Below are 26278 nucleotides of genomic sequence, written 5' to 3' on the forward strand. Positions count from 1 at the left end.
CCCGCCGGTGTGCAGGGCGACGGCGGTCATCGGCACGGCGACCAGCAGCAGTCCGGCGCCGAGCACCAGGCCCATGACCGGGTATCCGGCCTGCTCGGACAGGGCGCTGCCGGTCAGCGGACCGGCCGCGGTGCCGAGCGAGGACGCCGAGCCGACGAGCACCGCCCACCGGCCGCGCCCGTCGAGGGAGGCGGCGAGGCCGATCAGGTACGACAGCACCACCGGGTACAGCGTGTTCCAGGCGACCTCGCCGGCCGCGAAGGTCACCGGACCGGTCGCCGACGCGGTCAGCGCGATGCAGGCGGCGATCAGCACGGTACCCGCACCGATCGGCACCGCCCGCCCGAGCCGGGCTCCCAGCGCGCCGGCCGCCAGCACACCGACCAGCCCGGCGCCGAGCGCCACGGCGAAGACCACGCCGAGGGCGGCATCACCGAGATGCGCCTGGGTGAGCCCGATCCGGCCGCTGACACCCCACAGCGAGTTCTGGGCGAGCGACCAGAACACGATGGCGCCGGCCAGCACCAGCCCGGAGCGGCGGTGGGGGAGGGGCGAGCCGTCGTGGGACGCGGAGGCCGCCTCCCGTGTCTGTCCGGCGCCCGGCAGGCGCCCGGTCAGGGGCCACACCGCGAGGGCCGTCAGCGCGATCGCGGCCAGCGGCAGTCCGTGCGCCCGGCCGAGGTGAGGCACGATCAGGTAGACGGCGCCGGCCAGCGCGGACACGGTCAGCAGGCCGAGCGTGGACGCCCGGTGCGGATCGCGCTCCGCGGCTATCCGGGTGGCGGCGATCGTCGTGGCCGTACCCGAGCCGAAGCCGCCCACCATCGCACCGGCGACGACGACCGGGATGTCGGTGGTGAGGGCGGCTGTGCCGTAGCCGAGGGCGGCGAGGAGGAGGCCGAGGCGGGCCAGGGTGCGGGCGCCGACGCGCTCCACCCGGGAGGCGAGCAGGAAGCCCGCCGTCGCCGAGCTCAGCAGCAGCGCGCTGCCGACGGCACCGGCCTGGGTGGCGGTCAGCGGAAGTGAGGTGTCCAGCCTGCCGACGGTGGTCGGCAGCAGATACGGGGCGAGGTACCCGGCCGTGAAGAGGGCGACGAGGGGCCAGGGGGCGGTGCGGGCGAACACGGGCGTTCCCAGGGCATGCGAAAGGAAGGGTTCGAAAAGGGGGAGGGGCGCCGACCGTCGACGGACAGGAACGCGCGGGCAATTTGTATCAAGCACGCAGTCGGGTAGGCGAAGCCAGGGGGTGTGATCTGGCCCACTCTTGCGTTTGGTGTGTGTAGGGCTGGGTAGCAGCGGGCGCTAACGCCAGTGGACCGGCCCGATTCCGCCCGGAATGGTCGCCTCCACCTTGGTCCTGATCTCCCGCATCACCGCGACGATCCGCTCCTCGTGACCGGGCGTCAGGCGGGCCACCGGAACCGAGCAGCTGATCGCGTCCTGGGCCGGGCTGTCGTAGCGCAGCGCGAAGCCGAAGCCGACGATGCCGAGGACGCCCTCCTCCCGGTCGACCGAGTAGCCGCGGGCCCGCACCCGCGCGAGATCGGCCGCCAGTGACTCACGGCCGGTGTGCGTATGGGGCGTGAGCGCCTCGTAGGGCCCCTCGGGCAGCTCCTCGTCCGGCCGTTCCGCCAGGAGTGCCTTGCCCAGGGCTCCGGCGTGGGCGGGCAGCCTGCGCCCGACCCTGCTGATCGTCCTGAGGTACTCGTGCGACTCCCGGGTCGCCAGATACGCCACGTCCCGGCCGTCCAGCCGCCCCAGATGGATCGTCTCGCCCAGCGCCTCCGAGGCCTCGTCCAGATACGGCCGTGCCGCCCGCACCCGGGGGTCGGAGTCGAGATAGCTGGTGCCGGTGAGCAGGGCGTGGATGCCGATGCCGTACAGCGAACCGGTGACGTCGGTGCGGACCCAGCCGCGTGAGATGAGGGTCTGGAGCAGCGCGTACATCGAGCTGCGCGGCACGCCCAGTTCGTCGGCCAGCTCCTGCAGCCGTGCCGGGCGGTCGCCGCGCGCCGCCAGCAGCTCCAGCAGCTCCACCGTCCGCGCCGCCGACTTCACCTCGCGCACGCCGCCCGTCTCCGACATGAGCCGATGGTAATCGCGGCGGCGATCCCAACCGGCGCGGCCATTGACGCCTGCCGTTCACCTCCTTAGGCTCCATCTTCATACATGGACAACGTCTACATAGGGAGATGGCGAGCGGTGAGTCCTGCGAGTCCCGATACGGATGCGGTGGCCCGGCGGCTGAGGGAAGGCATGGCGGACGGCGTGCTGTCGTTCCCGCTCACGAGCTTCCACGCCGACGGCACCCTCGACCCGGACGGCTTCCGGGCGCACATCGCCGCGCAGATCGCCACCGGCCCCGGCGCGGTCTTCCCCGCCTGCGGCACCGGCGAGTTCTTCTCCCTGGACGAGGAGGAGTACGGGCAGGTCGTCACCATCGCCGTCGAGGAGGCCGCCGGACGCCTCCCCGTCGTCGCCGGCACCGGATACGGCTGGGCCCAGGCCACCCGGTTCGCCCGCATCGCCGAGGAGGCCGGCGCCGACGCGCTGCTCGTCCTGCCGCATTACCTGATCGCCGCCCCGCAGGACGGCCTGGTCGCCCAGCTGGAGCGGCTCGCCGAGCGCACCCCGCTGCCCCTCGTCGCGTACCAGCGCGGCCAGGTCGCCTACACGGCCGCCTCGATCCGGCGCCTCGCCGCTGTTCCCACCGTCATCGGCCTCAAGGACGGCCACAGCGACCTCGACCGCCTCCAGCGCCTCACCCTCGCCGCCCCCGAGGACTTCCTCTTCTTCAACGGCGCCTCCACCGCCGAGATCCAGGCCCGCGCCTACGCCACCGTCGGCGTCCCCGCCTACTCCTCCGCCGTGCACGCCTTCGCCCCCGAGATCGCGAACGCCTTCTTCACCGCGCTGAGGAACGGCGACGACGGTACGACCGAGAAGCTGCTGCGCGAGTTCTACGTCCCCCTCGTCGAACTGCGCGACCGGGTGCCCGGATACGCCGTGTCCCTCGTCAAAGCCGCCGCCCGGTTGCGCGGCCGCCCGGTCGGACCCGTGCGCGCCCCCCTCACCGACCCGTCGGCCGCCGACCTGGCCGACCTCGAACGCCTCCTGACCACTGGACTCGACCTCGTAGGAGCCTCCCTGTGAACCTCACCGTCACCGACGTCCGCCTGACGCCGATCCTGGTCGCCGACCCGCCCCTGCTGAACACCCAGGGCGTCCACCAGCCGTACACGCCCCGCCTGATCGTGGAGGTGGAGACGGCGGACGGCATCACCGGCGTCGGCGAGACCTACGGCGACACCAAGTACCTGGAACTGGCCCGCCCGCTCGCCGAGCGGCTCGTCGGCCGCCAGGTCTCCGACCTCAACGGCCTGTTCACCGCCGCGGACGAGGTGGCCGTCGCCGCTTCCCGGGTCTCCGGGCAGGTCGACGTGGGCGGACTGCGCGGTGTCCAGACCGCCGACAAACTGCGCCTGTCCGTCGTCTCCGGCTTCGAGGTCGCCTGCCTCGACGCCCTCGGCAAGGCGCTCGGCCTGCCCGTGCACGCCCTGCTCGGCGGCAAGGTGCGCGAGACCGTCGAGTACAGCGCGTACCTCTTCTACAAATGGGCCGAGCACCCCGAGGGCGTGCCGGCCGAGAAGGACGACTGGGGCGCCGCCCTCGACCCGGCCGGCGTCGTCGAACAGGCCCGCGTCCTCACCGAGCGCCACGGATTCACCTCCTACAAGCTCAAGGGCGGTGTCTTCCCGCCCGAGGAGGAGATCGCCGCGATCCGCGCCCTCGCCGAGGCGTTCCCCGGACATCCCCTGCGCCTCGACCCCAACGGGGCCTGGTCCGTGGAGACTTCGCTGAAGGTCGCCGAGGAACTCGGTGACCTCCTGGAGTACCTGGAGGACCCGGTGCTCGGCACCCCGGCCATGGCCGAGGTCGCGGCGAAGACGGACGTGCCGCTCGCCACCAACATGTGCGTGACGACCTTCGCCGAGATCAAGGAGGCGTTCACCCGCGACGCCGTGCAGGTCGTCCTGTCCGACCACCACTACTGGGGCGGACTGCGCAACACCCAGCAACTCGCCGCCGTCTGCCGCACGTTCGGCGTCGGGGTGTCCATGCACTCCAACACCCACCTCGGCATCAGCCTCGCCGCGATGACCCATGTCTCGGCCACCGTCCCCGACCTGCACCACGCCTGCGACTCCCACTACCCCTGGCAGCCGGAGGACGTCCTCACCGAGCGCCTCACCTTCGACGGCGGCAAGGTCACCGTCTCCGACGCACCCGGTCTCGGCGTCGAACTCGACCGCGAAAAACTGGCGTTCCTCCACCAGCGCTGGCTCGACGACGACGGCACCCTGCGCGACCGCGACGACGCGGCGGCGATGCGGGCCGCCGACCCGGACTGGGTCACCCCCTCTGTCCCCCGCTGGTGAACAGCCCTTTTCTCACACTGCGTCGGTGAGCCCGCCTCTTTTCACACCGCGTTGGTGAACCCCCTTTCCCCTGCCCACGATCGGAGCCGCTCGTGTCAGCAGTACCACCGGCACCACCCGTAGAGCACCCGCCCGCGGTCCAGTCGGCGATCCGCAAGATCTTCCGCCGCGTGGTCCCCCTGTTCTTCGTGATGTTCGTCGCGAACTACATGGACCGCGTGAACCTCGGCTTCGCCCAGGACGAACTCCGCGCCGACGTAGGGCTGTCGGCCGCCGCGTTCGGGCTCGGCGCCGGCATCTTCTTCATCGCGTACGCCATCTTCGAGGTCCCCTCCAACATCCTCATGGAGCGCTACGGGGCCAAGGTGTGGCTGACCCGCATCATGATCAGCTGGGGGGTCGTCGCCACCGCGATGGCCTTCGTCAACAGCGTCGAGATGTTCTACGCCCTGCGCTTCCTACTCGGCGTCGCCGAAGCCGGCTTCTTCCCCGCCGTCATCTACTACTTCAGCCGCTGGCTGCCCGACAGCCACCGCGGCCGGGCCACCTCCGTCTTCCTGATGGGCTCCGGCACGGCCACCGTCATCGTCGGACCGGTCTCCGGCGCGCTGATGGAGATGCACGGCCTCCTCGGGCACGCCGGCTGGCAGTGGATGTTCTTCATCGAGGGCATCTTCTCCGTCGTCCTCGGCTTCGTCGTCTACCGCTTCCTCGACTCGGGCATCGAGACCGCCGCCTGGCTCACCGACGAGGAGAAGTCCGGCCTCGTCGCGGTCATCGACGCCGAGCAGGCCGAGCGGGAGACGCAGCGCGGCACGGCGAAGGTCTCGCGCTGGAAGCTGCTCGCCGACCCGCAGATGCTGCTGTTCCTGTGGATCTACTTCGCGATCAACGTGGCCCTGTACGCGGTGACGTTCTGGCTGCCCTCGATCGTCGACGACATCGGCGGGCTCAGCAGCCTCCAGGTCGGCTTCCTCACCGCCGTGCCATGGCTGTGCGCGATCGCCGCCGTCTACGTCAGCGGGCGGGTCTCCGACCGCATCGGCAAGCGGCGGCCCGTCCTCGTCACCCTGCTGCTGCTCGGCGGCTGCGGCACGCTGCTCGCCGTGTACGTCTCGCCCTGGGCCGGCCTCGGCGCCCTGTGCCTGGCCGCCGTGGGCTTCAAACCGGCCTCCCCGGTCTTCTGGACCATTCCCCAGAGCTACCTCGACGCCCGCGCCGCCGCGCCCGGCATCGCGCTGATCAACTCCATCGGCAACCTCGGCGGCTTCGTGGCCCCCACGGCCTTCGGGATCATCGAGGACACGACCGGCTCGACCAAGGGCGGGCTCGTGGGGCTCACGGTGGTCGGCTTCCTGGCCGCGCTGAGTGTGCTGCTGGTGCGCGGGGGCGGGCGCAACGACCGGGTGCGCGAGCGGGTGGGCAGGCAGTCAGGGCCCGCCGAGGCGAAGACGGCCCCCGGTGCGGCCCGTAGCGCCGAGGCGGGGGCGGCCCCGGCCTGAGGGTCTCGGGGAGGACGCGGTGTGACGGCGTGAGCGTTGTCAGTGGTGTGGTGCAGACTGGCCAGATCCGCACCACGTCAGGGAGCGCATCGTGATCGCGTCCACCGCGTCTTCCATGCCGGCCGGAGAAGGAGCGCACCGCCGCCAGATCCAGGTCGACCCCCTCGCCCTGCTGCGCACCACGCAGGACCCGCCGTGGGACGTCTATCTCACCGGCACCGTCTTCCTCGACATCATCTTCACCGGGCTCGATTCCGCCCCGGTGCGCGGGACCGAGTCCTGGGCACGCGGGATGGGGTCGAGCCCCGGCGGTGTCGCCAACATGGCCACCGCGCTGGCCCGCCTCGGCCTGCGGACGTCCCTCGCGGCGGCGTTCGGCGACGACCACTACGGCGAGTACTGCTGGGACGCGCTGGAACAGGGCGAAGGTATCGACCTGTCGCTGTCGCGCACCGTGCCCGGCTGGCACTCGCCGGTCACCGTCTCGATGGCGTACGAGGGGGAGCGGACGATGGTGTCCCACGGGCACGAGCCTCCGCCGGAGGAACCCGCCCCCGACTGCCCGCCGCGCGCGAGAGCCGCCGTCGCCTCGCTCACGCCGGGGCGCAGCGCGGCGTGGATCGCGCAGGCGGCGCGCAAGGGGGCTCGGATCTTCGGTGACGTGGGGTGGGACGACACCGGGGCGTGGGATCTGGCGGGGCTGCCGGATCTGCGGTACTGCGAGGCGTTCCTGCCGAACGCGCAGGAAGCCATGCGCTACACGAGGACGGACTGTCCGCGGGCGGCCGCGCATGCGCTCACCGAGCATGTGCCGGTGGCGGTGGTGACGCTGGGCGCGGAGGGGGCGTACGCGGTGGACGGGCGGACGGGGGAGTGTGCCGAGGTTCCGGCGATCGAGGTGGAGGCGCTGGATCCGACGGGGGCCGGGGATGTGTTCGTGGCCGGCTTTGTGACCGGGACGCTGGCGGGGTGGTCGCTGGCGGACCGGCTGGCCTTCGCGGGGTTGACCGCGGCGCTGTCCGTGCAGGAGTTCGGGGGGTCGTTGTCGGCGCCGGGGTGGGCGGAGATCGGGGCGTGGTGGCGGAAGGTGCAGTCGGTGGAGGGGCAGGAGCCGGTTGCGCTGCGGCGGTACGGGTTTCTGGCGGAGCTGGTTCCGGAGGAGCTGGTGCGGCCGTGGCCGCTGCGGCGGGCGGTGCCGACGATCGGTTTCCGGCGTTCAGCCTGACACGGGGCTCCGCCCCGCACCCCGCCAGGGGGCTCCGCCCCCTGGACCCCCGGGCCTATGCCCACCCACCACCCGACTCGGTCGGTCGAGAGGCGGGCCGCTCCGCGGTTCGGCTCGGTCGGTCGAGAGGCGGGCCGGACGCCGCGTGCGGGTCCGGCCCGGTCGGCCGTCCTGAGCGGGACGGTCAGTCGAAGACGAACGGGCCCGGCGACTGCGGCCCGGTCGCGGTGCAGGTGATGGTGATGAAACCGAACACGGTCATCTTCAGCGAGCCGCCGTACGCCTCCAGGCTGTCGCCGGAGGCCACGGTGCCGGAGAGCGGCCCGACCGAGAGGGGGTCGCCCACTGCCATGGCCGGGTTCTTGGTGCCGGAGAAGACGCTGGTGCCGCCGCCTGCCTTGACCAGGGTGAGGGTCGAGACGATCGAGTCCTGCCCAAGGGCGACGGGCGCGGTCATGGCGGAGGTGCTGAGGGTGAAGGTGGCGGCCGTGCCGTTCTGGGTGGCCGTGAGCGTGGCCTCGCCGCCGCCGTAGCTGCCGCAGTCGGCGGTGATCGTCGCGGTGCCGGGGGTGACGGCCGCGGCGGTGGGGGCGAAGGCGAGCCCGCAGGCCGCGAGAGCGCCGGCCGTCGCGGACACGGCTGTACCGATGCGCTTGCCTCTGGTGCCTCTCATGGGATCCGGTTCCCTTTCCGTGTGGGGGGAACTACCGGCGTCTGACATACCGTCAGATCAGCCGGTTCCATTGATGCGCGAGAGGCAGTGCACGACAAGGTTGAAAACTGGCCTATTTACCGCCGGTAACATCAGCCGTGACGCGGGAGCGCCTCACCCCGCGGTGACCGTCTCCCGTACCGTCCCGTCCGGGCCCGCCACCAGGACCGGGGTCTGGGGCCCACCGAGGTCCCGTACGGCCGCCCGGTCCTCCGCGGAGACGGCCCCCGCCTCGGTCACCACCGCCGCCGCCTCCAGAGACCTCGCGCCCGACGCCACGGCCATCGCCACCGCCGTCTGCAGGGCGCTGAGCTTCAGTGAGTCGAGGGCCACCGTGCCCGCGACATACGTGCGTCCCGTCTCGTCGCGTACGGCCGCCCCCTCGGGCACACCGTTGCGGGCCCGGGCGGAGCGGGCCAGGGTGACGATCTTGCGGTCCTCGGGGTCGAGCGCGCTGCTGTCGGTCATGATCCGAGCATAGGACGCGCTCAGGGACGGTCGAGACGCAGGCGGTCGGCGCGCGGCAGACCGGCGACGACCAGATCGTAGGAGTCCTCGACCAGCTCCCGGACCAGCGCGTCGGGGAGGGCGCCGTCCACGACGACCGTGTTCCAGTGTCTCTTGTTCATGTGCCAGCCGGGGACGATCAGGCCCTCGTACTCCGCACGGAGCCGCAGCGCGTCCTCCGGGTCGCACTTGAGGTTGACCTTCAGGGGCCGCGCGTCCAGGTTCGTCAGGGCGAACAGCTTGCCCTGGACCTTGAAGACCGAGAACTCCGGGCCGAACGGGAAGTCCTCCACCGCCGCGTTGAAGGACAGGCACAGGGCGCGCAGCTCCTCGGGTGTCATTCCTGGTGCTCCTCCTCGGCGCCGGCCCGGTCGCCGACCGGCTCCACCAGCACGGTGACGATCTTGTTCCGGCGGCCCGCCGCGGCCTCCGCGGTCAGGCGCAGGGTGCGGGCGTCGGGGAGCTCCACCACGGCGGAGGCACCGGCGATCGGGACCCGGCCGAGGGCCTTGGCGAGCAGTCCGCCGACGGTCTCCACGTCCTCGTCGTCGAACGACTCCAGGCCGTACAGCTCGCCCAGGTCGCCGATGTCGAGGCGGGCGGTGACGCGGAAGCGGTCCTCGCCCAACTCCTCGATGGGCGGTAGCTCGCGGTCGTACTCGTCGGTGATCTCGCCGACGATCTCCTCGAGGATGTCCTCGATGGTGACGATCCCGGCCGTGCCGCCGTACTCGTCGACGGCGACGGCGACGTGGTTGCGTTCCTTCTGCATCTCGCGCAGCAGATCGCCGGCGTTCTTGGTGTCCGGCACGAAGACGGCCGGGCGCATCGCGGTCGACACCAGCTCGTTCTCCGCGTCCCGGCTGATGTGCGTCTTACGGGCCAGGTCCTTGAGATAGACGATCCCGACTATGTCGTCCTCGCTCTCACCGGTCACCGGGATGCGCGAGAAGCCGGAGCGCAGGGCGAGGGTGAGGGCCTGGCGGATGGTCTTGTAGCGCTCGATGACCACCAGGTCGGTGCGCGGGACCATCACCTCCCTGACCAGGGTGTCGCCCAGCTCGAAGACGGAGTGCACCATGCGGCGCTCCTCGTCCTCGATCAGCGACTCCTTCTCCGCGAGGTCGACCAGCGCGCGCAGCTCCGCCTCGGAGGCGAAGGGGCCGCGCCGGAAGCCCTTGCCGGGGGTGAGCGCGTTACCGATGAGGATCAGCAGGGACGGGATCGGGCCCATGATCCTGGCGAGCGGCAGCAGCACGTACGCCGCCGCCGTGGCCGTGTTCAGCGGATGCTGACGGCCGATGGTGCGCGGGGAGACACCGACGGCGACATAAGAGACCAACACCATGATCGCGATGGCGATCAGCAGGGCCTCCGTGGTGCTGTCGAACTCCTCCAGACAGCCGTAGGTGATCAGCGCGGCGGCGGCCATCTCGCAGGCGACGCGGACCAGCAGCGCCACGTTGAGATAGCGCGTGGGGTCGGCGGCGATCTGGGCGAGCCCCGCGCTGCCCCGGCGGCCGGAGCGCACGGCCTCCTCGGCGCGGAAGCTGGAGACGCGCGCGATGCCGGCCTCCGCGCACGCGAACAGCCAGGCGACGACGACCAGCGCGATCGCGCCGAGGACGAGCCCGGGACTCATGAGACGGTCGGGGCCGGGGACGGGCCGGTCAGGCCCCTCTCCGCGCGCCAGCCGTCCACGATGGCGGCCTGCAGGCCGAACATCTCGGCCTTCTCGTCCGGCTCCTCGTGGTCGTAGCCGAGCAGATGCAGCACACCGTGGACGGTGAGCAGCTGGAGCTCCTCGTCCATGGTGTGCTGCGTGGGTGCCTCGGCGCCCTGCTTGGCGGCGACCTCGGGGCAGAGCACGATGTCGCCGAGCAGCCCCTGCGGGGGCTCGTCGTCGTCCTTGGACGGCGGCCGCAGCTCGTCCATCGGGAACGACATCACGTCGGTCGGCCCGGGCAGGTCCATCCACTGGATGTGCAACTGCTCCATGGCCCCGGCGTCCACGACGATCACCGAGAGCTCGGAGAGCGGGTGGATGCGCATCCGTGCGAGGGCGTAGCGGGCGATGTCGAGGATCGCCTGCTCGTCGACCTCGGTTCCGGACTCGTTGTTGACGTCGATCGACATCTGGTGCTCGGTCTACTTCCCCTTGTGCCCGGACTTGCCCCGGCCGCCCTTGTGGGTGCCGTTCTGGGTGCCGTGCTTGCTGTCGTACAACTCGTACGCGTCGACGATACGGCCCACCAGCTTGTGCCGGACGACGTCGTGGGACGACAGCCGGGAGAAGTGGACGTCCTCCACTCCCTCCAGGATCTCCTGCACCTGACGCAGACCCGACTTGGTGCCGTCGGGCAGGTCGACCTGGGTCACGTCACCGGTGATGACGATCTTCGAGTCGAACCCGAGCCGCGTCAGGAACATCTTCATCTGCTCGGGCGAGGTGTTCTGCGCCTCGTCGAGAATGATGAAGGCGTCATTGAGCGTCCTGCCCCTCATGTACGCCAGCGGCGCGACCTCGATCGTCCCCGCCGCCATCAGCCGCGGAATCGAATCCGGGTCGAGCATGTCGTGCAGCGCGTCGTACAGGGGCCGCAGATACGGGTCGATCTTCTCGTAGAGCGTGCCCGGCAGGAAGCCGAGCCGCTCGCCCGCTTCCACCGCCGGCCGGGTCAGGATGATGCGGTTGACCTGCTTGGACTGCAGGGCCTGGACCGCCTTGGCCATCGCCAGATACGTCTTGCCCGTACCCGCCGGGCCGATGCCGAAGACGATGGTGTGCTGGTCGATCGCGTCCACATAGCGCTTCTGGTTGAGCGTCTTGGGGCGGATCGTGCGGCCGCGCGAGGACAGGATGTTCTGCGTGAGTACCTGGGCCGGGGTCTCCTGGCCGTCGCTCTCCCCGTTCTCGCTCGCCTTGAGCATGGCGATCGAGCGTTCCACTGCGTCCTCCGTCATCGGCTGCCCGGTGCGGAGCACCAGCATCATCTCGTCGAACACGCGCGAAATGAGGGCGACCTCGGTGGCGTCGCCGACCGCGCTGATCTCGTTTCCCCGGACGTGGATGTCGGCCGCCGGGAAGGCCTTCTCGATCACGCGCAGGAGGGCGTCTCCGGAACCCAGCACGGTCACCATGGGGTGCTGGGCGGGGACGGTGAGCTGTACTCTCGCCTGCCCCTGCGCGGGGGTGTGAGCTGCGGGTGTCTGAGTCATGGGCCGGCGCTGAAGGCCTGCGGTTCCTCCTCGTCACGGCCGCACAGCTGAGGGCGGCCTCGCGTGTTCCAGGGTACGACGCGGGGGTGACAAGGCCGTAGGGCTTTTCGTACTGCCCCTCTCGGCCCCACCGGCATTGGTACGGAGGGGCTTCGGGGATCAGGGAGAATGGGCGGCATGAGTGTTCGTACCCAGTCATCCGAGCAGCCGGCCGACGCCGCACACCGGGCCGGCTTCGCCTGCTTCGTGGGCCGCCCCAACGCGGGCAAGTCCACCCTCACGAACGCTCTGGTCGGGCAGAAGGTGGCGATCACCGCCAATCAGCCGCAGACGACCCGGCACACGGTGCGAGGGATCGTGCACCGACCGGACGCCCAGCTGATCCTGGTGGACACCCCCGGCCTGCACAAGCCGCGTACGCTGCTGGGCGAGCGGCTGAACGACGTGGTTCGTACGACCTGGGCCGAGGTCGACGTGATCGGCTTCTGTCTCCCGGCGAACGAGAAGATCGGCCCCGGTGACCGCTTCATCGCCAAGGAGCTGGCGGGGATCAAGAAGTCCCCGAAGGTCGCCATCGTCACCAAGACGGACCTCGTCACCTCCAAGGCCCTGGCCGAACAGCTGATCGCGATCGACCAGCTGGGCAAGGAGCTGGGCATCGAGTGGGCGCAGATCGTCCCGGTGTCGGCGACCGCGAACAAGCAGGTCGACCTGCTGGCGGACCTGCTGATCCCGATGCTGCCCGAGGGTCCTGCCCTCTACCCCGAGGGCGACCTCACCGACGAGCCCGAGCAGGTCATGATCGCCGAGCTGATCCGCGAGGCCGCCCTTGAGGGCGTCCGCGACGAACTGCCGCACTCCATCGCCGTCGTCGTGGAGGAGATGCTCCCCCGCGAGGACCGCCCCGCCGACAAGCCGCTCCTCGACATCCACGCCAACCTGTTCATCGAGCGCCCCAGCCAGAAGGGCATCATCATCGGCCCCAAGGGCAAGCGCCTGAAGGAGGTCGGCATCAAGTCCCGCAAGCACATCGAGGCACTGCTCGGTACGCCTGTCTTCCTCGACCTCCACGTGAAGGTCGCCAAGGACTGGCAGCGGGACCCGAAGCAGCTCAGGCGGCTCGGGTTCTGAGGTCATTGCGTCAGCGCTGGGCGCGTACGACGTCCCGGTACCAGGCGTACGACGCCTTCGGAGTGCGGGCCAGCGTCTCGTAGTCCACGTGGACCAGGCCGAAGCGGCGGGCGTACCCCTCCGCCCACTCGAAGTTGTCCAGCAGCGACCAGACGAAGTAGCCGCGGACGTCCACGCCGGCCTCCAGGGCCTCGTGCAGCGCCCGGAGGTGGCCGTCCAGGTAGCCGATGCGGTCCTGGTCGTCGACGCCCTCGTACGAGCAGCCGTTCTCGGTGATGACGACGGGCGGGAGGCGGTCGCCGTAGCGGGCGCGGAAGGTGGTGAGGAGGTCCGTCAGGGCCTCCGGCACCACCGGCCAGCCGAAGTCCGTCCGCGGCCGGTCCTCGATCTCCCGCACCGAGAAGGGCAGTTCCGCCGGCATCCGCACCCCGCCGAAGTCGATCTCCGTGCCCTGCGGGGCGCCCACCTTCGTCGGGGCGTAGTAGTTGACGCCGTAGAAGTCGAGCGGTTCGGCGATGACCTTCAGATCGGCCGCCACATCGCCCGGCATCAGCTCGCCGATGCCCTCCGGGTACGCGCCCAGCAGCACCGGGTCCGCGAACAGGCGGTTGAGCAGGACGTCGTAGAAGTCCGCGGCCTCCACGTCCGCCGGGTCGGCCGACGCCGGCCAGGTCGGTCCGTGCGAGTTGGTGAGCCCGACCTCGGCCGCACCGGACGCGCGCAGGGCCTGTACGGCCAGACCGTGGGCCAGCAGCTGGTGGTGGGCCACCGGCAGCGCGTCGAACATCAGCCGCTCACCCGGCGCGTGCGTGCCCAGCGCATGGCCGAGGAGGGTGTGCTCGGCGGGCTCGTTGAGCGTGATCCACTGCCGGACCCGGTCGCCGAGGCGGGCGGCGACCGTCGCCACGTACTCGGCGAAGAGGACCGCCGTGTCCCGCTCGAGCCAGCCGCCCGCCTCGTGCAGGGCCAGCGGCAGATCCCAGTGGAACAGCGTCGGCACCGGACGGATCCCCGCCGCGCACAGCTCGTCCACCAGCCGGTCGTAGAAGTCCAGGCCGCCCTCCCGCCGCACCCTCGGCCAGGAGATCGAGAAGCGGTACGCGTTCACGCCCAGCCCCGCCAGCAGGGCCACGTCCTCGCGGTAGCGGTGGTAGTGGTCGCAGGCCACCGCCGCGGTCGAGCCGTCCTTCACCCGCCCCGGCCGCTCCGTGAAGGCGTCCCACACGGACCGCTCGCGCAGTTCCACCGCGCCCTCGATCTGATGGGCGGACGTGGACACGCCCCACTGGAAACCGGCCGGGAAGCGGGGGAACGGATGCGTCGTCGCCATGCCCCGGATCATCCGTACCCCGGGTAACCGAAGTCAACGCCCCAGCGCTGCCCAGGCGTTACGCGCCCTCCTTCAGCACCCGGCTGATCAGCGTGCGCTGCTCCTCCGTCAGCCGGGGGTCCGCGCAGTACACGGTCTTCCCGTCCACCGTGATCTGGTAGCTGAACCCGTCCGGCACCCCGACCGGCGGCGTGCCCCGGCCCGCGGACACCGCCCGCTCGGCCAGGGCATGCCACTCGGCGGCGTCGGCCCGCCCCGAGGTCTCCACCTCGGCGTGCCGCTCGATGCCCGCGAATCCACCGGTGCGTCTCACCTGAATGCGCATGGGTCCGTGTCTAGTACGGAACTACAGCGTCCGCACCCCGACCTGTTCCCACGCCTTGCTCACCGCGTCCAGTTCCTCGCCGTCCCCGTACCGGGCGCGGGCCGCCTTCACCGTGAGCGTCGCGAAGTCCGTGAACAGCGCGTCCTGCTTCAGCTCGCCGCCGGTCAGCACGTCGTACCAGACCTGCCCGGCCCGCTCCCAGGCGTGCCCGCCGAGTGCGGTCGCCGCGAGGTAGAAGGCGTGATTCGGGATGCCGGAGTTGATGTGCACACCGCCGTTGTCGCGGCCGGTGCGAACGTAGTCGTCCATCGTCGCGGGCTGCGGGTCCTTGCCGAGGACGTCGTCGTCGTACGCCGTGCCCGGCTCCTTCATGGAGCGCAGCGCCTTGCCCGTGACGCGCGGGGCGAGCAGGCCGGCGCCGATCAGCCAGTCGGCCTCGGCGGCGGTCTGGCCGAGCGTGTACTGCTTGATCAGGGCGCCGAAGACGTCCGACACGGACTCGTTGAGCGCGCCGGGCTGGCCGAAGTAGGTGAGGTTCGCCGTGTACTGGGTGACGCCGTGGGCGAGCTCGTGGCCGATGACGTCGATGGGGATGGTGAAGTCCAGGAAGATCTCGCCGTCCCCGTCGCCGAACACCATCTGCTCGCCGTTCCAGAAGGCGTTGTTGTAGTCGCGGTCGTAGTGCACGGTCGCGTTCAGCGGGAGTCCGTTGCCGTCGATCGAGTCGCGGGCGTATGCCGTGAGGAACAGCTCGAAGGTGGCGCCGAGGCCCGCGTAGGCGCGGTTGACGGTGGCGTCCTTGCCGGGTGCGTCGCCCTCGCCGCGGACCTTCTTGCCGGGCAGGTCGGTGCGGTGCTGGGCGTCGTGGATCGTGCGGTGGGGCTTGCCGGGCTCGGCAGAGGCGAGCGGGGCGGCGGTGGGGGCGCCGATGACGGTGGTGAGGCGGCGCTGGGTGCGTTCGTAGGCGTCGCGCTGGAGGGTGCGGCGGGCCGGGCCGGCGAGGGCGGGGTCGTCGGCCTGGGCGAGTTTGTCGAGGACGTGGGGCGGGACGATGGTGCAGAACACGGTCATGCTCGGCACGATTGCACTGCGTGAGCTTCGTGTCACTAGGTGCGACCTTGATTGGTGAAATGTAGGGATCTTCGCGCCGTGGGTGGTTGCGCTGTGTTATCGACCGCGGCTGCGTCGTGGCTTGTCGCGCAGTTCCCCGCGTCCCTGAAGGGCGCGTTGCAGTCCCGCATACTGATACAGAGGCCCGCGTTTGTGGAGGGCTCGGATAGCATGCTTCGCATCATGCGTTTCGGGCTGCTTCTCCTTAGCTGCCGCGGCGAGGGCCTGTAGTCGAGGCCGACCCCCTCCCCGCGGAGTTCGGCGCTGCGCCGTCGGCCGTCCATCCGGACACCCCGCGGACCCCTGAGGAGCCCACCCACCATGGCGAACCGCCAGCAGCCCAGCCCCATGCCGATCCACAAGTACGGCCGCTACGACCAGGTCGACATCCCCGACCGCACCTGGCCGGACCAGCGGATCACCACCGCCCCCCGCTGGCTCTCCACCGACCTGCGTGACGGCAACCAGGCCCTGATCGACCCCATGTCGCCCGCCCGCAAGCGCGCGATGTTCGATCTGCTGGTCAAGATGGGCTACAAGGAGATCGAGGTCGGCTTCCCGGCCTCCGGGCAGACCGACTTCGACTTCGTACGGTCGATCATCGAGGAGCCCGACGCCATCCCGGACGACGTGACGATCTCCGTCCTGACCCAGGCCCGCGAGGACCTGATCGAGCGGACCGTCGAATCGCTGAAGGGCGCCAAGCGCGCCACCGTGCACCTGTACAACGCCACCGCGCCCGTCTTCCGCCGGGTCGTCTTCCGCGGCTCCAAGGACGACATCAAGCAGATCGCCGTCGACGGCACGCGCCTGGTCATGGAGTACGCCGAGAAGCTGCTGGGCGACGAGACCGAGTTCGGCTACCAGTACAGCCCCGAGATCTTCACCGACACCGAGCTGGACTTCGCGCTGGAGGTCTGCGAGGCGGTGATGGACGTCTACCAGCCCGGTCCGGGCCGCGAGATCATCCTGAACCTGCCCGCCACCGTCGAGCGCTCCACCCCCTCCACGCACGCGGACCGCTTCGAGTGGATGCACCGCAACCTGTCCCGCCGCGAGTACGTCTGCCTGTCCGTCCACCCGCACAACGACCGCGGTACGGCCGTCGCCGCCGCCGAGCTGGCGCTGATGGCCGGCGCCGACCGCGTCGAGGGCTGCCTGTTCGGGCAGGGCGAGCGCACCGGCAACGTCGACCTGGTCACCCTGGGCATGAACCTGTTCTCCCAGGGCGTCGACCCGCAGATCGACTTCTCCGACATCGACGAGATCCGTCGTACGTGGGAGTACTGCAACCAGATGGACGTCCACCCGCGCCACCCGTACGTGGGCGACCTGGTCTACACGTCCTTCTCCGGCTCCCACCAGGACGCCATCAAGAAGGGCTTCGACGCGATGGAGGCCGAGGCGGCCGCCAAGGGCGTCACCGTCGACGACATCGAGTGGGCCGTGCCGTACCTGCCGATCGACCCGAAGGACGTCGGGCGGTCGTACGAGGCGGTCATCCGCGTCAACTCGCAGTCCGGCAAGGGCGGTATCGCCTACGTCCTGAAGAACGACCACAAGCTGGACCTGCCGCGCCGGATGCAGATCGAGTTCTCGAAGATCATCCAGGCGAAGACGGACGCCGAGGGCGGCGAGATCACGCCGAAGGACATCTGGGCGGTCTTCCAGGACGAGTACCTGCCGAACCCCGAGAACCCGTGGGGTCGTATCCAGGTCAGGAACGGTCAGTCGACGACCGATCGGGACGGGGTGGACACGCTCACGGTGGAGGCCACCGTCGATGGCCAGGACACCGTGCTGACCGGTACCGGCAACGGTCCGATCTCGGCGTTCTTCGACGCGCTGCAGTCCATCGACATCGACGTGCGCCTGCTGGATTACCAGGAGCACACGATGAGCGAGGGTGCGTCCGCGCAGGCCGCGTCCTACATCGAGTGCGCCATCGGGGACAAGGTGCTGTGGGGTATCGGCATCGACGCCAACACCACGCGGGCCTCGCTGAAGGCGGTTGTCTCTGCCGTTAATCGGGCTGCTCGGTAGCGGGCGACTACTGGGGTGCCGCGGGGGGTTGTGTGTCGGCTGCGGGTGGGTCGTGGCTGGTCGCGCAGTTCCCCGCGCCCCTGAGGGTGTGCTGCCTGCCCGGTGCTTATGAGCCAATCACCGGGCAGGTCACGGATTGGTCTCGTCCTGAGGGCTGACTCCGGGTGGCGGATGTGGCTAACATCACGCAAGCGCGGCGACGATGCTGTGGCTGATGGAGGTGCGACGTGCTGCCAGGACGGGGACCGAACGGCCGTGCCGCCAGGCTTGCCCGGCTCCTGGGCACCCGCACCTCATGGACACCGGTGGGCGACGGGGAGTTCTTCTGCCCCGGCTGCGGCGGTGACCGCAACTACCAGCGGCTGACCGGGCAGCGGCGTTTCGCCCTGCTCGGGGTGCCCGTGCTGCCGCGCGGGGAGACCGGGCCCGTCGTCGAATGCGCGGCCTGCCGCCGTCACTTCGGCACCGATGTCCTGGACCACCCGACGACCACCCGCTTCTCCGCGATGCTCCGCGACGCCGTGCACACCGTCGCCCTCGCCGTGCTGGCGGCGGGCGGCACCTGTTCGCGGGCCGCGCTGGAGACGGCGGCGGCGGGGGTGCGCGCGGCCGGCTTCGAGGACTGTACGGAGGAGCAACTGGCCGCGCTGGTCGATGCGGTGGCGGCCGACACCGGACGGTTCACCGGGGAGCCCTGCGCGGCCGGTCTCGCCATCGAACTCCACGAGGCACTGGATCCGCTCGCCCCGCATCTCGCCGCTCCCGGGCGTGAGTCGATCCTGCTCCAGGGCGCCCGTATCGCCCTCGCCGACGGCCCGTACACCCCCGCCGAGCGGGACACGCTGGCCACCGTGGGCGCGGCGCTGACCATCTGCGCCGACGATGTGCACCGCCTGCTGACCGCGGCCCGCACACCGTCCTGACCCTGTACGGATCACCTGCGCAGGTCCAGACGCATCACCTGACGGTCCTCGCCCGGGCCGAAGTAGTCGGGGCGCAGGCCGCCGTGGGGCTGCTCGGGGACGAAGCCCAGTGACCGGTAGAGCAGGATCGCGGCGTGGTTGCCGGGTTCCACCGTCAGCCGGACCTGTTCGGTCCCGCAGCCGTGCAGGCGGTCGAGGGCCGCCAGCATCAGTTCCGTGCCCAGACCGCGCCGGCGGCGTTCCTCGGTCACGCACAGGCCGAGGATCCAGCCGGCCCGGCTGTAGGCGGTCGTCGCGGCCAGGACGTAGCCCCGCAGCCGGCCCGCGCCGTCGTCCAGCACGAGGAAGTGCTCGGCGTACAGGTCGTAGAGCTGCCGCAGCAGGAACGGGGGGTAGGCGACCTGCTGGAAGACCTCCTGGTCCAGCCGGCGCAGCTCCGGCAGGTCGGACTCCCGTACCGGGCGCAGCTCCAGTGGCCGTGGGTCCGGGAAGGAGGCCGCTGCTCGCGGTCGGGTGTGCAGGGTTTGGGCGCGCTCCAGTGGTTCGGCGGTCATGCCACCCCCAGTCGGGACCGGTGCGTCAAGGGACGGGAGCCGGCCCGGTACTTCCAACGGGTGGATCGTCCATGTGGTCACCGGCGCTCCCAATGGCTACAGTGAGCGTCCAACTGACCGTGTGCAAGGGTGAGTTCAACTGTGTGCCGACGGTTTGCCGACGTGCGCCCGCTGTGCACCCGGTCGGCCGGATCCTGGTTACGCTGCGCGCGCCGGGGCTACTCGTACAACTGCCGACGTCCACGTGACGCGTGCACAGGGCACGGTTTTGTCCGCCAGCGAAATGGAACGTGGCAGGGTGATCATGGATCGCAACGCCGACGCACCGTGGTCGAAATTCGATCCCGAGGCGTATGTCGACCTCAACTACCGCACGCCGCTCGAGGTCGACCTGCTGATCGTGCGGCTGATGCGAGACCACTTCGCCCGCTGCTACGCCGCCGGCCTGCCCCCCTCGGTGCGCGGAGTCGACGTCGGCGCCGGCGCGAACCTGTATCCGGCCCTGGCGATGCTGCCCTGGTGCGAGAAGATCGTCCTGCTGGAATACGCGCTGCCGAACATCGAGTACCTGGAACGGCAGCTGGCCCCCGGGGGCTACGACAAGGAGTGGGACGCGTTCTGGGAGGTCCTGCGCGAGCACCCCGCCTACCAGGACACCGACCCGCGAAGCACCTTCGGCGACGTCGTCCGGGTGGAGCGCGCCGACCTGCTGTCCCTCGACGGACAGCGGCGGTGGGACATCGGCACGATGTTCTTCGTCGCCGACTCCATGTCCGAGTGCCCCGAGGAGTTCAGGAAGGGCGTGCGCTGCTTCCTGGAGGCGCTCAACCCCGGCGCCCCGTTCGCCGTCGCGTTCATGAAGGAGTCGCGCGGCTACCAGGTCGGCGCCCACCGCTACCCCGCGTACCGGGTGGACGAGAAGCAGGTGTGGGAGAACCTGGAGCCCTTCACCGGCGAGCTGGAGATCCACGATCTGCGCCACGTGGTCCGCAAGGGGCACGAGGGAATGCTCCTGGCGCTCGGGCGGCGCAATTCGGCGATTGCCGCCCCGTAGGAACGGGGACCATGCTGAAGCACGGGCGCCAACGAGATCTGTGTGAGGGGTGCGGGGATGCAGATCAAGCCACGGCAGCATCTGCTGGACATCTGGCAGGCCACGGCCGGTCACTCGTTCCATGACGGGAAGCTGATCTGGGGCGAGACCGACGGGCTGAGCAGTGTCGCCGACGCCGAGCGGCTGCTGTGCCTGCTGTACCCCGCCACCGAGGTGCCCGCGTTCCGCCTCGACCAGCCCGACACCACCGAACGGGACGTGCTGCGCGCACTGGAACGCGTCGGCAGCCGGCTGGAGATCCCGCCCAACCTGATCACCGCCCTCACCCAGTTCATGCGCACCCACACCGGTCCGGACGGCAGCCCCGTCTTCTCCGGCGGGCACTACTTCAAACCCGCCGACCCGGAGGACGAACTCACCCCGGAACAGCACCGGTTGGGCGTGGTCGACTCCTACTCCATGTCCGTCACGCTGTGCCTGGCGACCCTCGGCTTCCTCAAGGTCTACGAGACCAGCACCACCCGCCCCGAGGTGCGCAAGTCCATCGGGGAACTGCGCGAGGCCACCAACCTGCGGCTCACCGCCGCCATGATCAGCCTGCTGCGCTCCTTCACCGTCAACGTCTTCGACGCCGAGTCGGAGCAGGGCCGCCGCCTCATCCAGGTCATCGGGCAGGACAGACAGCCCGACCGGACCGTGCTCCAGCAGTTCTCCCGCCGCTTCCGCCCGCTGCGCGCCACCATCATCGAGAGCCTCCAGCGCGGCATCCAGGTCGACGAGAGCATCCGCGACGAGAGCCAGCTCTTCGAGTGCGGCTGGGCCTGGGGCGTCGTCAAGGACGCGCCGAAGATCACCGACCTGAGCGTCAAGGTCCCCGGGCAGAGCGACGGCATCGCCGACCGGCTGCCGTACGTGTACTTCACCGTCGTCGCCCTCGACGGCATCCAGGACCTTTTCTCCGAACGCACCCTGACCCTCGGCCTGCTGGACGCCGACCAGCAGAAACTCGCCGAGGCGTTACGGCTGCGCTGGGAACTCAGCCAGCAGTACTGGTCCGCCATCGCCCGCTTCGGCAGCGAACGCTGGCCGCTGGAGGACCTGCCCTGGCAGACCACCGGACTGCAACTGGAGTCGGAGTACTTCTCCCTCACCGTCGCCGCCATCCTCGTCCACGACCTGGTCCGCCGGAAGGCCACCGACGACGACCTCACCCGGACCGTCGCCATCATGGAACGCCTCGCCGACCGGGGCCGCGTCACCAGCCGGATGACCAGGGACGATCCCGCCGTACGGCTGCACAGCCCGGGCGTCACCATGCCGCTCGCCGGGTCGGAACGCTCCGGCGGCACCCTGCAGTGGCGGATGACCGACTTCTCCGCGCAGCTGCTCAAGCGGACCGTGCAACTCGCCGAGCTCTCCCGGAACATCGGCGCCCAGGACCGGCTGCTGCGGCTGGCGGAGCAGGCGTTCGAGCACCTGTGGAACCGGAGGATCGAGGACGGCGAGGGCACCGGCCTCTGGGACGACGTACGGGCCGTCTACCCGGAAGCGCGCGATGTCGCACCCCGCCTGTCCTGGAGCATCACCGAGCGCGTCACCGAATGCCTGGTCGCCGCCCGCAACCTCTACGAGCAGCAGCCCATCCGCAGTCCCGAGATCGCCCAGCTGGCACGGCAGTTGCTCAGTGAGGCCACGCATCTGTTCGGCAGGGAACAGCTGGAGGGGTCCGTCACCGCCGACGGCAGCCGGGGCCGGGCCATGCGCAGCATAGAGAGCCGTCTGGACCACGCCCGCAGCCTCGTCGACGACCGGCCCGCCACCGCGTTCGCCCTCGCCCTGCCCGTGCTGCGGGAACTCGACACCCTGGCCCAGGCCCGGAGCGCCGCCGCGCAGGAGGTGTAGCCGTGCTCGTCTTCGCCGCCTCCGACAAGGGAGGCACGGGCCGCTCGGTGACCAGCGCCAACCTGGCCTACCAGCGGGCCCTGGCCGGAGACCATGTGGCGTACGTGGACTTCGACTTCGGCTCGCCCACCGCCGCCGCCGTCTTCGACGTGCCCGGCGCGATGCGCGGCACCGAGGAACAGGGCCTGCACTCCTATCTGGAGGGCGCGATCACCGAGCCCGCCCGCATCGACGTGTGGCGGCAGACCGAGCACCCCCTGCTGCGGTCCCGGCCCAACCAGTCCGGGCGCCTGGTGCTGTTCCCCGGCGACGCGGGCGGCGGCGAGTTCGTCACCGACGAGCACGCCCTCGAACGCTGCGTCGACCTGCTGCTGCGGCTGAACGGCGAGTACGACCTGATCATGGTGGACCTCAGCGCCGGCCGCAGCTACGCCGTGGACATGGCCCTCAAGGCGACCGCGCACCCCCGGATGCGTCATGTCCCGTTCCGCTGGCTGGTCTTCCACCGCTGGACCCGGCAGCACGTCATCGCCGCCGCCGGACTCGTCCACAAGGACCACGGCATCATCAAGGGCGGCGTCGACCGCGGACACGACAAGGAGGCGCTGGAGGGCGCCATCCGCTTCGTCCGGGCCGCCGTCCCCGACCCCGAGTCCCCGCTGTGGTCGCACGGCACGCCCGCCCAGGCCGCCTGGATGCAGGCCTGCGACGAGGCGCTGCGCCGGCTCGCCGCCGACCACGGCATCGGCGACAGCGTGGTGCTCGGCGTCGTACCGCTGGAGCCCATCCTGCAGTGGCGCGAGCAGCTGATCACCGAGGAGGACGTGCTCGCCACGCAGATCGCCAACAAGGAGACGCTGGAAGCACTGGAGGAGATCGCCCGGAGCCTGACCGACGACTCCTGCTGGGGCCGGCCATGACGGACGCCGTGTTCAGCGAGACCACCGCCGAACCCCGCACCCGCGCGGTGCCGCTGGCCCATCTCTCGCTGGAGCTGGGCCACCTCTACATGGAGGACTTCGAGGCCGGGTCCGACCGGCTGCGGGAGCACTTCGCGAGCGTGCGCCCCTGGGCGGACGCCGCCCGCGCCGCCGTCACCGCCCGCACCCCGGGAGGGCGGCCCCGCATCAGCACCTGCTTCCTCGTCGACGACTACTTCACCCGCTTCTCCAGCCCCGCCGAACTCGTCCCCCTGCTGCGGGAGGAGGCCGAGCGGGCCGGGCTGAGCATCGACTACCTGGCCCGCGAGTCCGGCTGCGCCGTCGCCGGGAAGGTGCCCGTCGCGCAGGCGGTGGCCGGCCGGCTCGTCGAGGAACCCCCGCCCGGCAGCCACGGACTGCGCCCACCGGCCGCCGAGACCGGCTGGCTCGCCAACGGCGAACGCGGCACCGTCGCCCGCGCCCCGCAGGCGATGCAGCGGACCGCCGCCTGGCAGCCGCCCCGGGAGACCGCGGCCCGCCGTCACTCCGTCTTCCTCGACGTCGAACTGTGGAACGACACCGACGGGCAGCGCACCTGGTCCTGCCCCTTCCTCGCCGCGGTCTGGCAGCTCGCCCGGCTGGGGCTGCTGCGCGCCGAGGGCGAACCCGTCCTCGTCCCCGAACCGCACACCGGCCTGCCCGACGACTGGGACGACCTGCCGCCGGTCGTCCAACTCGCCCCCAAGGCCGCCGCGTTCACCGCGTATCGCACCTGCTCGGTGCTGCCCAACCGCTTCCTCCCCGTCGAGCACGCCGTCCGTGTCGTCCTCGACCAGACCGAGGTGGACCAGGAGGCGCTGCGCCAGGTCGCCGAGCGGGCCCAGGGGGAGAGCGTGACGCTCCCCGACCCGGTGGCCGAACGGATTTCGTACGTGTTCTACGAGGGGACCTGAGATGGGGGCGGGGGAGTCCGCGTCCACGTCCGCGTCCCGGGAGCAGGGCTGCGCGCCGCCTGTCGTGCTCGTCTGCGGCGAGATCCGCACCTGCCTGCTGCCCAGCCTCCAGGCGCTCGACAGCGGGGCCGCCGCCCAGCTCCTCGCCCTGCGCGCCGACGAACGCGTCCTGCTGTCCGAACGCCCCAACCTCCACGCCCGTTCCCCCGACACCCTCACCGGCGTCGACTGCCCGCTGCCCAGCGCCAACGGCGCCCGCACCCGTGCCGTCGGCACCGTCGCCGCACGGGCCGTGCTCACCGAGGGACGCGTCCTGCAGACCTCCGCCCACTGCGGCATCCCCGCCGCCGGCCCCGATCACCGCCAGCCCTGGGGCCACTACCTGGTCCGGCCCGCCGTGGTCGAGCCGCTCGGGAAACTCCCGCACGAGGCGGTGGCCCAAGGCATCCTCGACGGCGGGCGGCACGGCGACCTCGACCTCGGGCTGATCGCCGTCCAGCTGCTCACCCGGCTGCTGCGCAGTCCCCTGCTCGACCACCGGCCGCCCCTCAAGTCCCGGCCCACCCGCCTGCGTTGGGTCGCCCTGCCCACGGACGGAGACGGGCCTCCGGCGATCGAGCGGTTCACCGTCGCCGAGGACGAGCTGCGCACCGTACGCCTGAGAGTGCCCGAGGGAACGCCCGGCGCCGACCTCGCCGGACTCTGCGCCGACCTCGCCCTGCACGACTGGCTGCTCACCACCGTGGTGCGCGTCCTGGACGGCCTGCGCCTCGGCGGCCGGCCGACGATCGAGCGGCTGCGCCCGGCCGTCGACCATCTGCTGCACCTGTGGATGCCCCGCGCCCGGGTGACGAAGGAACTGGCCGCGCTGTGGGACCCGTTGGAGGAACAGCCCGGCTTCACCCGGCAGTGGCGGACCCTGGTGCAGCGCATCCGCGACCAGCTCACCCTGCACGCGATCCAGGCCCGGTACCGTGAGGTGGAACCGGCTCCCTGACCGGACGCGTCCAGCCTTGGCAGGCTCCGGCAAGCCCACGCACATCCCCGCACGCACCCCGATCCGACACGCATCCCAACGGGGGGAGAAGCGAGATGAGCACGGCACCATCACCCCAGCCCGGTATCCCGCACGTGCCGGCCGACGGTCCGCCCTGGCCCCGCAGACTCCTCGGCGGTGCCCTCCTGGGCCTCGTCGCCTGGGGCGTCGCCGCGCTGCTGAGCCCGGAGGACGGCACAGGCCGGCACCTCGCCGCGGCCGCCCTCTGCGCCGCCGCCGCGGTGGCCGTCCCGTACGTCCTGGGAGTGGACCGACGCCGGCAGGAGGAGGCTCACAGGGCGGAGGAGCTGACCCGGCGGGTGGACGAACATGGCGCATTTGCAAGGGAGTTGGTCCAGCAGTCGGTGGAGCATGCCCGGCACACGGACGAGTTGATCCGGCAGGGCGAGGAGCAGGCCCGTCGCGTAGAGGAACAGACCCGGCAGACCCGCGAGCTGGCCCGGCAGGCGGAGGAACACGCCCGGCGCACGGACGAGCTCGCCCAGCAGGCGCAGGAGCAGGCCCGCCGGATCGAGGAGCAGGCTCGCCGGGCCGAAGAGCACGACCGGCGTACGCAGGACCGGCTGCGGGAGATGGAAGGCGTACTGGCCGAGACCGCCGCCCTCGTGCGGGACGGGCTGCGGCCGCCCGACCGCCGTCCCGCGCCCTACCCGGCGCTGGACCGGGCCCGCATCGACAGCGTGCCCGAGCTGGCCACGAGCTTCGCGGAGGCCCTCGCCCCAGAGCCGCCGATCCTCCACACCTTCGTCCGCCTGGAGATGACACGGGTGGTCGGCGCCCTGGTGGAACTCACCAACCTCAGCGTCGAGTGCCCCGGCGAGAACCACGACTGGATGCTCGCCCTCACCCGTGCCGCCACCCGGTCCATCTGCGCCACCAGCACCTCCGTCGACCGCGAGTTCTGGAACAGCGAGCCCGCCACGCGCTACCTCAAGGCCCAGCAGGAGGCGATCGAGGAGCACGACGTACCCGTGCGGCGGCTGTTCCTGCTGGAGAGCGCCCGGGAACTCGGCGACCGGCTGCTGCGGTTGTGCGACGAGCAGGAGGCGCTGGACATCGAGGTGCGCGTCGCGGTCCTGCCCGAACTGCCGCCGCACCTCCAGCGCGGCTCCACCAACGACTTCATCGTCTACGACGAGGAGGTCTCCTACGAGATCGAGCAGGACCTGCGCGACGTCAACATCCGCACCCGGCTCATCGCGCGCCCCGATCACGTCCAGGACCGGGTCAGGCGCTTCCGGGAGTTGTGGGAGGCGAGCATGAGCGTGCGCGAACTGGAGGTGCGGATCGACAACGAGGCGGAGGACGCCTGGATGGTCGACCAGGGCTGAGCGGCGTACGAGGCCGGTACTCCCCCGGGAGTACCGACCGT

Annotated in this window: 25 protein-coding genes; 13 read left to right on the forward strand and 12 right to left on the reverse strand. The window is 71.0% G+C overall.

The window, feature by feature from the left end:
* Both N4P33_RS04135 and N4P33_RS04140 read right to left on the reverse strand, forming a co-directional pair.
* Window positions 1-1125: MFS transporter (locus N4P33_RS04135; RefSeq protein ID WP_260824801.1), on the reverse strand; the 1125-nt coding region annotated here is incomplete at its 3' end.
* Between the two features lie 177 nt (window positions 1126-1302).
* Complete coding sequence (locus N4P33_RS04140) at window positions 1303-2085, reverse strand: IclR family transcriptional regulator (RefSeq protein ID WP_260824802.1); 783 nt, start codon at window positions 2083-2085, stop codon at window positions 1303-1305.
* A 171-nt stretch (window positions 2086-2256) separates the two neighbouring features.
* Between N4P33_RS04140 and N4P33_RS04145 the strand changes: the two genes are divergently transcribed.
* The 4 genes from N4P33_RS04145 to N4P33_RS04160 all read left to right on the forward strand — a co-directional run bounded on the left by N4P33_RS04145 (window position 2257) and on the right by N4P33_RS04160 (window position 7166).
* Complete coding sequence (locus N4P33_RS04145) at window positions 2257-3153, forward strand: 5-dehydro-4-deoxyglucarate dehydratase (protein WP_260824865.1); 897 nt, start codon at window positions 2257-2259, stop codon at window positions 3151-3153.
* Window positions 3150-4439, forward strand: a complete 1290-nt coding sequence (locus N4P33_RS04150; RefSeq protein WP_260824803.1) for a glucarate dehydratase family protein — start codon at window positions 3150-3152, stop codon at window positions 4437-4439. Before N4P33_RS04145 ends, N4P33_RS04150 begins: the two co-directional genes overlap by 4 nt.
* 170 nt (window positions 4440-4609) lie before the next feature.
* Window positions 4610-5941, forward strand: a complete 1332-nt coding sequence (locus tag N4P33_RS04155; RefSeq protein ID WP_399028517.1) for an MFS transporter — start codon at window positions 4610-4612, stop codon at window positions 5939-5941.
* Window positions 5942-6056: 115 nt separating this feature from the next.
* The gene (locus N4P33_RS04160; protein ID WP_260824867.1) at window positions 6057-7166 is read left to right on the forward strand and encodes a carbohydrate kinase family protein; all 1110 of its coding nucleotides are present in this window, start codon (window positions 6057-6059) and stop codon (window positions 7164-7166) included.
* Window positions 7167-7350: 184 nt separating this feature from the next.
* Here the strand turns inward: N4P33_RS04160 and N4P33_RS04165 are convergent, their stop codons facing one another.
* From N4P33_RS04165 to N4P33_RS04190, 6 genes are all read right to left on the reverse strand, one after another.
* Window positions 7351-7839: a hypothetical protein gene (locus N4P33_RS04165; RefSeq protein WP_260824805.1), complete on the reverse strand. Its 489-nt coding sequence runs from the start codon at window positions 7837-7839 to the stop codon at window positions 7351-7353.
* 153 nt (window positions 7840-7992) lie between these two features.
* Window positions 7993-8346 carry a cytidine deaminase gene (locus tag N4P33_RS04170; protein ID WP_260824806.1) on the reverse strand — a complete coding sequence of 118 codons (354 nt, stop codon included), beginning with the start codon at window positions 8344-8346 and terminating at the stop codon, window positions 7993-7995.
* A gap of 20 nt (window positions 8347-8366) precedes the next feature.
* Window positions 8367-8726 (reverse strand): MmcQ/YjbR family DNA-binding protein, encoded by a 360-nt coding sequence (locus tag N4P33_RS04175; protein WP_260824807.1) that lies wholly within the window; start codon window positions 8724-8726, stop codon window positions 8367-8369.
* Window positions 8723-10027 (reverse strand): hemolysin family protein, encoded by a 1305-nt coding sequence (locus N4P33_RS04180; RefSeq protein WP_260824808.1) that lies wholly within the window; start codon window positions 10025-10027, stop codon window positions 8723-8725. The genes N4P33_RS04175 and N4P33_RS04180 overlap by 4 nt, the downstream gene beginning before the upstream one ends.
* A complete protein-coding gene (gene ybeY, locus N4P33_RS04185) occupies window positions 10024-10521 on the reverse strand; it encodes an rRNA maturation RNase YbeY (protein WP_260824809.1) in 498 nt (165 codons plus the stop codon). Before ybeY ends, N4P33_RS04180 begins: the two co-directional genes overlap by 4 nt.
* Window positions 10522-10533: 12 nt before the next feature.
* Window positions 10534-11604 (reverse strand): PhoH family protein, encoded by a 1071-nt coding sequence (locus N4P33_RS04190; protein ID WP_260824811.1) that lies wholly within the window; start codon window positions 11602-11604, stop codon window positions 10534-10536.
* Window positions 11605-11781: 177 nt separating this feature from the next.
* Between N4P33_RS04190 and era the strand changes: the two genes are divergently transcribed.
* Window positions 11782-12735 carry a GTPase Era gene (gene era / locus N4P33_RS04195; protein WP_260824812.1) on the forward strand — a complete coding sequence of 318 codons (954 nt, stop codon included), beginning with the start codon at window positions 11782-11784 and terminating at the stop codon, window positions 12733-12735.
* Window positions 12736-12745: 10 nt separating this feature from the next.
* Here the strand turns inward: era and N4P33_RS04200 are convergent, their stop codons facing one another.
* From N4P33_RS04200 to N4P33_RS04210, 3 genes are read right to left on the reverse strand one after another with little or no spacing between them, the layout of a single operon-like run.
* Window positions 12746-14065: a GH1 family beta-glucosidase gene (locus tag N4P33_RS04200; protein WP_260824813.1), complete on the reverse strand. Its 1320-nt coding sequence runs from the start codon at window positions 14063-14065 to the stop codon at window positions 12746-12748.
* Between the two features lie 58 nt (window positions 14066-14123).
* Window positions 14124-14390, reverse strand: a complete 267-nt coding sequence (locus N4P33_RS04205) for a protealysin inhibitor emfourin (RefSeq protein WP_260824814.1) — start codon at window positions 14388-14390, stop codon at window positions 14124-14126.
* Window positions 14391-14411: 21 nt separating this feature from the next.
* The gene (locus N4P33_RS04210) at window positions 14412-15461 is read right to left on the reverse strand and encodes a M4 family metallopeptidase (RefSeq protein WP_260824815.1); all 1050 of its coding nucleotides are present in this window, start codon (window positions 15459-15461) and stop codon (window positions 14412-14414) included.
* A 360-nt stretch (window positions 15462-15821) separates the two neighbouring features.
* Between N4P33_RS04210 and leuA the strand changes: the two genes are divergently transcribed.
* The gene (gene leuA, locus N4P33_RS04215) at window positions 15822-17543 is read left to right on the forward strand and encodes a 2-isopropylmalate synthase (protein WP_260824816.1); all 1722 of its coding nucleotides are present in this window, start codon (window positions 15822-15824) and stop codon (window positions 17541-17543) included.
* A gap of 227 nt (window positions 17544-17770) precedes the next feature.
* A complete protein-coding gene (locus tag N4P33_RS04220; RefSeq protein ID WP_260824818.1) occupies window positions 17771-18466 on the forward strand; it encodes a TerB family tellurite resistance protein in 696 nt (231 codons plus the stop codon).
* Window positions 18467-18477: 11 nt separating this feature from the next.
* On the opposite strand, the gene N4P33_RS04225 is transcribed toward N4P33_RS04220, so the two are convergent.
* Entirely contained in the window at window positions 18478-19020 is a 543-nt protein-coding gene (locus tag N4P33_RS04225; RefSeq protein WP_260824819.1) for an N-acetyltransferase, read from the reverse strand.
* Between the two features lie 283 nt (window positions 19021-19303).
* Between N4P33_RS04225 and N4P33_RS04230 the strand changes: the two genes are divergently transcribed.
* The 6 genes from N4P33_RS04230 to N4P33_RS04255 all read left to right on the forward strand — a co-directional run bounded on the left by N4P33_RS04230 (window position 19304) and on the right by N4P33_RS04255 (window position 26237).
* Entirely contained in the window at window positions 19304-20074 is a 771-nt protein-coding gene (locus tag N4P33_RS04230; RefSeq protein ID WP_260824820.1) for an SCO2525 family SAM-dependent methyltransferase, read from the forward strand.
* A gap of 57 nt (window positions 20075-20131) precedes the next feature.
* Window positions 20132-21976 carry an SCO2524 family protein gene (locus N4P33_RS04235; protein ID WP_260824821.1) on the forward strand — a complete coding sequence of 615 codons (1845 nt, stop codon included), beginning with the start codon at window positions 20132-20134 and terminating at the stop codon, window positions 21974-21976.
* 2 nt (window positions 21977-21978) lie between these two features.
* Window positions 21979-22896, forward strand: coding sequence for an SCO2523 family variant P-loop protein (locus N4P33_RS04240; protein ID WP_260824822.1), 918 nt, complete (start codon window positions 21979-21981; stop codon window positions 22894-22896).
* Window positions 22893-23849 carry an SCO2522 family protein gene (locus N4P33_RS04245; protein WP_260824823.1) on the forward strand — a complete coding sequence of 319 codons (957 nt, stop codon included), beginning with the start codon at window positions 22893-22895 and terminating at the stop codon, window positions 23847-23849. Before N4P33_RS04240 ends, N4P33_RS04245 begins: the two co-directional genes overlap by 4 nt.
* Before the next feature lies 1 nt (window position 23850).
* On the forward strand, window positions 23851-24846 hold the full coding sequence (locus tag N4P33_RS04250) for an SCO2521 family protein (RefSeq protein WP_260824824.1): 996 nt from the start codon (window positions 23851-23853) through the stop codon (window positions 24844-24846).
* A 95-nt stretch (window positions 24847-24941) separates the two neighbouring features.
* Entirely contained in the window at window positions 24942-26237 is a 1296-nt protein-coding gene (locus N4P33_RS04255; RefSeq protein ID WP_260824825.1) for a hypothetical protein, read from the forward strand.
* The last annotated feature ends 41 nt before the right edge of the window (window positions 26238-26278 follow it).

It is taken from the genome of Streptomyces sp. 15-116A, from assembly GCF_025290915.1.
In the GTDB taxonomy this organism is placed as follows: Bacteria; Actinomycetota; Actinomycetes; order Streptomycetales; family Streptomycetaceae; genus Streptomyces.

Bases quoted from the DNA above. Each gene is read 5' to 3' on its own strand.
- N4P33_RS04205 (WP_260824814.1), bottom strand. From the start codon at position 14,390: ATGCGCATTCAGGTGAGACGCACCGGTGGATTCGCGGGCATCGAGCGG.
- N4P33_RS04210 (WP_260824815.1), bottom strand. From the start codon at position 15,461: ATGACCGTGTTCTGCACCATCGTCCCGCCCCACGTCCTCGACAAACTC.
- ybeY (WP_260824809.1), bottom strand. From the start codon at position 10,521: ATGTCGATCGACGTCAACAACGAGTCCGGAACCGAGGTCGACGAGCAG.
- N4P33_RS04250 (WP_260824824.1), top strand. From the start codon at position 23,851: ATGGGGGCGGGGGAGTCCGCGTCCACGTCCGCGTCCCGGGAGCAGGGC.
- N4P33_RS04175 (WP_260824807.1), bottom strand. From the start codon at position 8,726: ATGACACCCGAGGAGCTGCGCGCCCTGTGCCTGTCCTTCAACGCGGCG.
- leuA (WP_260824816.1), top strand. From the start codon at position 15,822: ATGGCGAACCGCCAGCAGCCCAGCCCCATGCCGATCCACAAGTACGGC.
- N4P33_RS04200 (WP_260824813.1), bottom strand. From the start codon at position 14,065: ATGGCGACGACGCATCCGTTCCCCCGCTTCCCGGCCGGTTTCCAGTGG.
- N4P33_RS04160 (WP_260824867.1), top strand. From the start codon at position 6,057: ATGCCGGCCGGAGAAGGAGCGCACCGCCGCCAGATCCAGGTCGACCCC.
- N4P33_RS04140 (WP_260824802.1), bottom strand. From the start codon at position 2,085: ATGTCGGAGACGGGCGGCGTGCGCGAGGTGAAGTCGGCGGCGCGGACG.
- N4P33_RS04170 (WP_260824806.1), bottom strand. From the start codon at position 8,346: ATGACCGACAGCAGCGCGCTCGACCCCGAGGACCGCAAGATCGTCACC.
- N4P33_RS04145 (WP_260824865.1), top strand. From the start codon at position 2,257: ATGGCGGACGGCGTGCTGTCGTTCCCGCTCACGAGCTTCCACGCCGAC.
- N4P33_RS04245 (WP_260824823.1), top strand. From the start codon at position 22,893: ATGACGGACGCCGTGTTCAGCGAGACCACCGCCGAACCCCGCACCCGC.
- N4P33_RS04255 (WP_260824825.1), top strand. From the start codon at position 24,942: ATGAGCACGGCACCATCACCCCAGCCCGGTATCCCGCACGTGCCGGCC.
- N4P33_RS04165 (WP_260824805.1), bottom strand. From the start codon at position 7,839: ATGAGAGGCACCAGAGGCAAGCGCATCGGTACAGCCGTGTCCGCGACG.
- N4P33_RS04190 (WP_260824811.1), bottom strand. From the start codon at position 11,604: ATGACTCAGACACCCGCAGCTCACACCCCCGCGCAGGGGCAGGCGAGA.
- N4P33_RS04225 (WP_260824819.1), bottom strand. From the start codon at position 19,020: ATGACCGCCGAACCACTGGAGCGCGCCCAAACCCTGCACACCCGACCG.
- N4P33_RS04230 (WP_260824820.1), top strand. From the start codon at position 19,304: ATGGAACGTGGCAGGGTGATCATGGATCGCAACGCCGACGCACCGTGG.
- N4P33_RS04235 (WP_260824821.1), top strand. From the start codon at position 20,132: ATGCAGATCAAGCCACGGCAGCATCTGCTGGACATCTGGCAGGCCACG.
- N4P33_RS04180 (WP_260824808.1), bottom strand. From the start codon at position 10,027: ATGAGTCCCGGGCTCGTCCTCGGCGCGATCGCGCTGGTCGTCGTCGCC.
- era (WP_260824812.1), top strand. From the start codon at position 11,782: ATGAGTGTTCGTACCCAGTCATCCGAGCAGCCGGCCGACGCCGCACAC.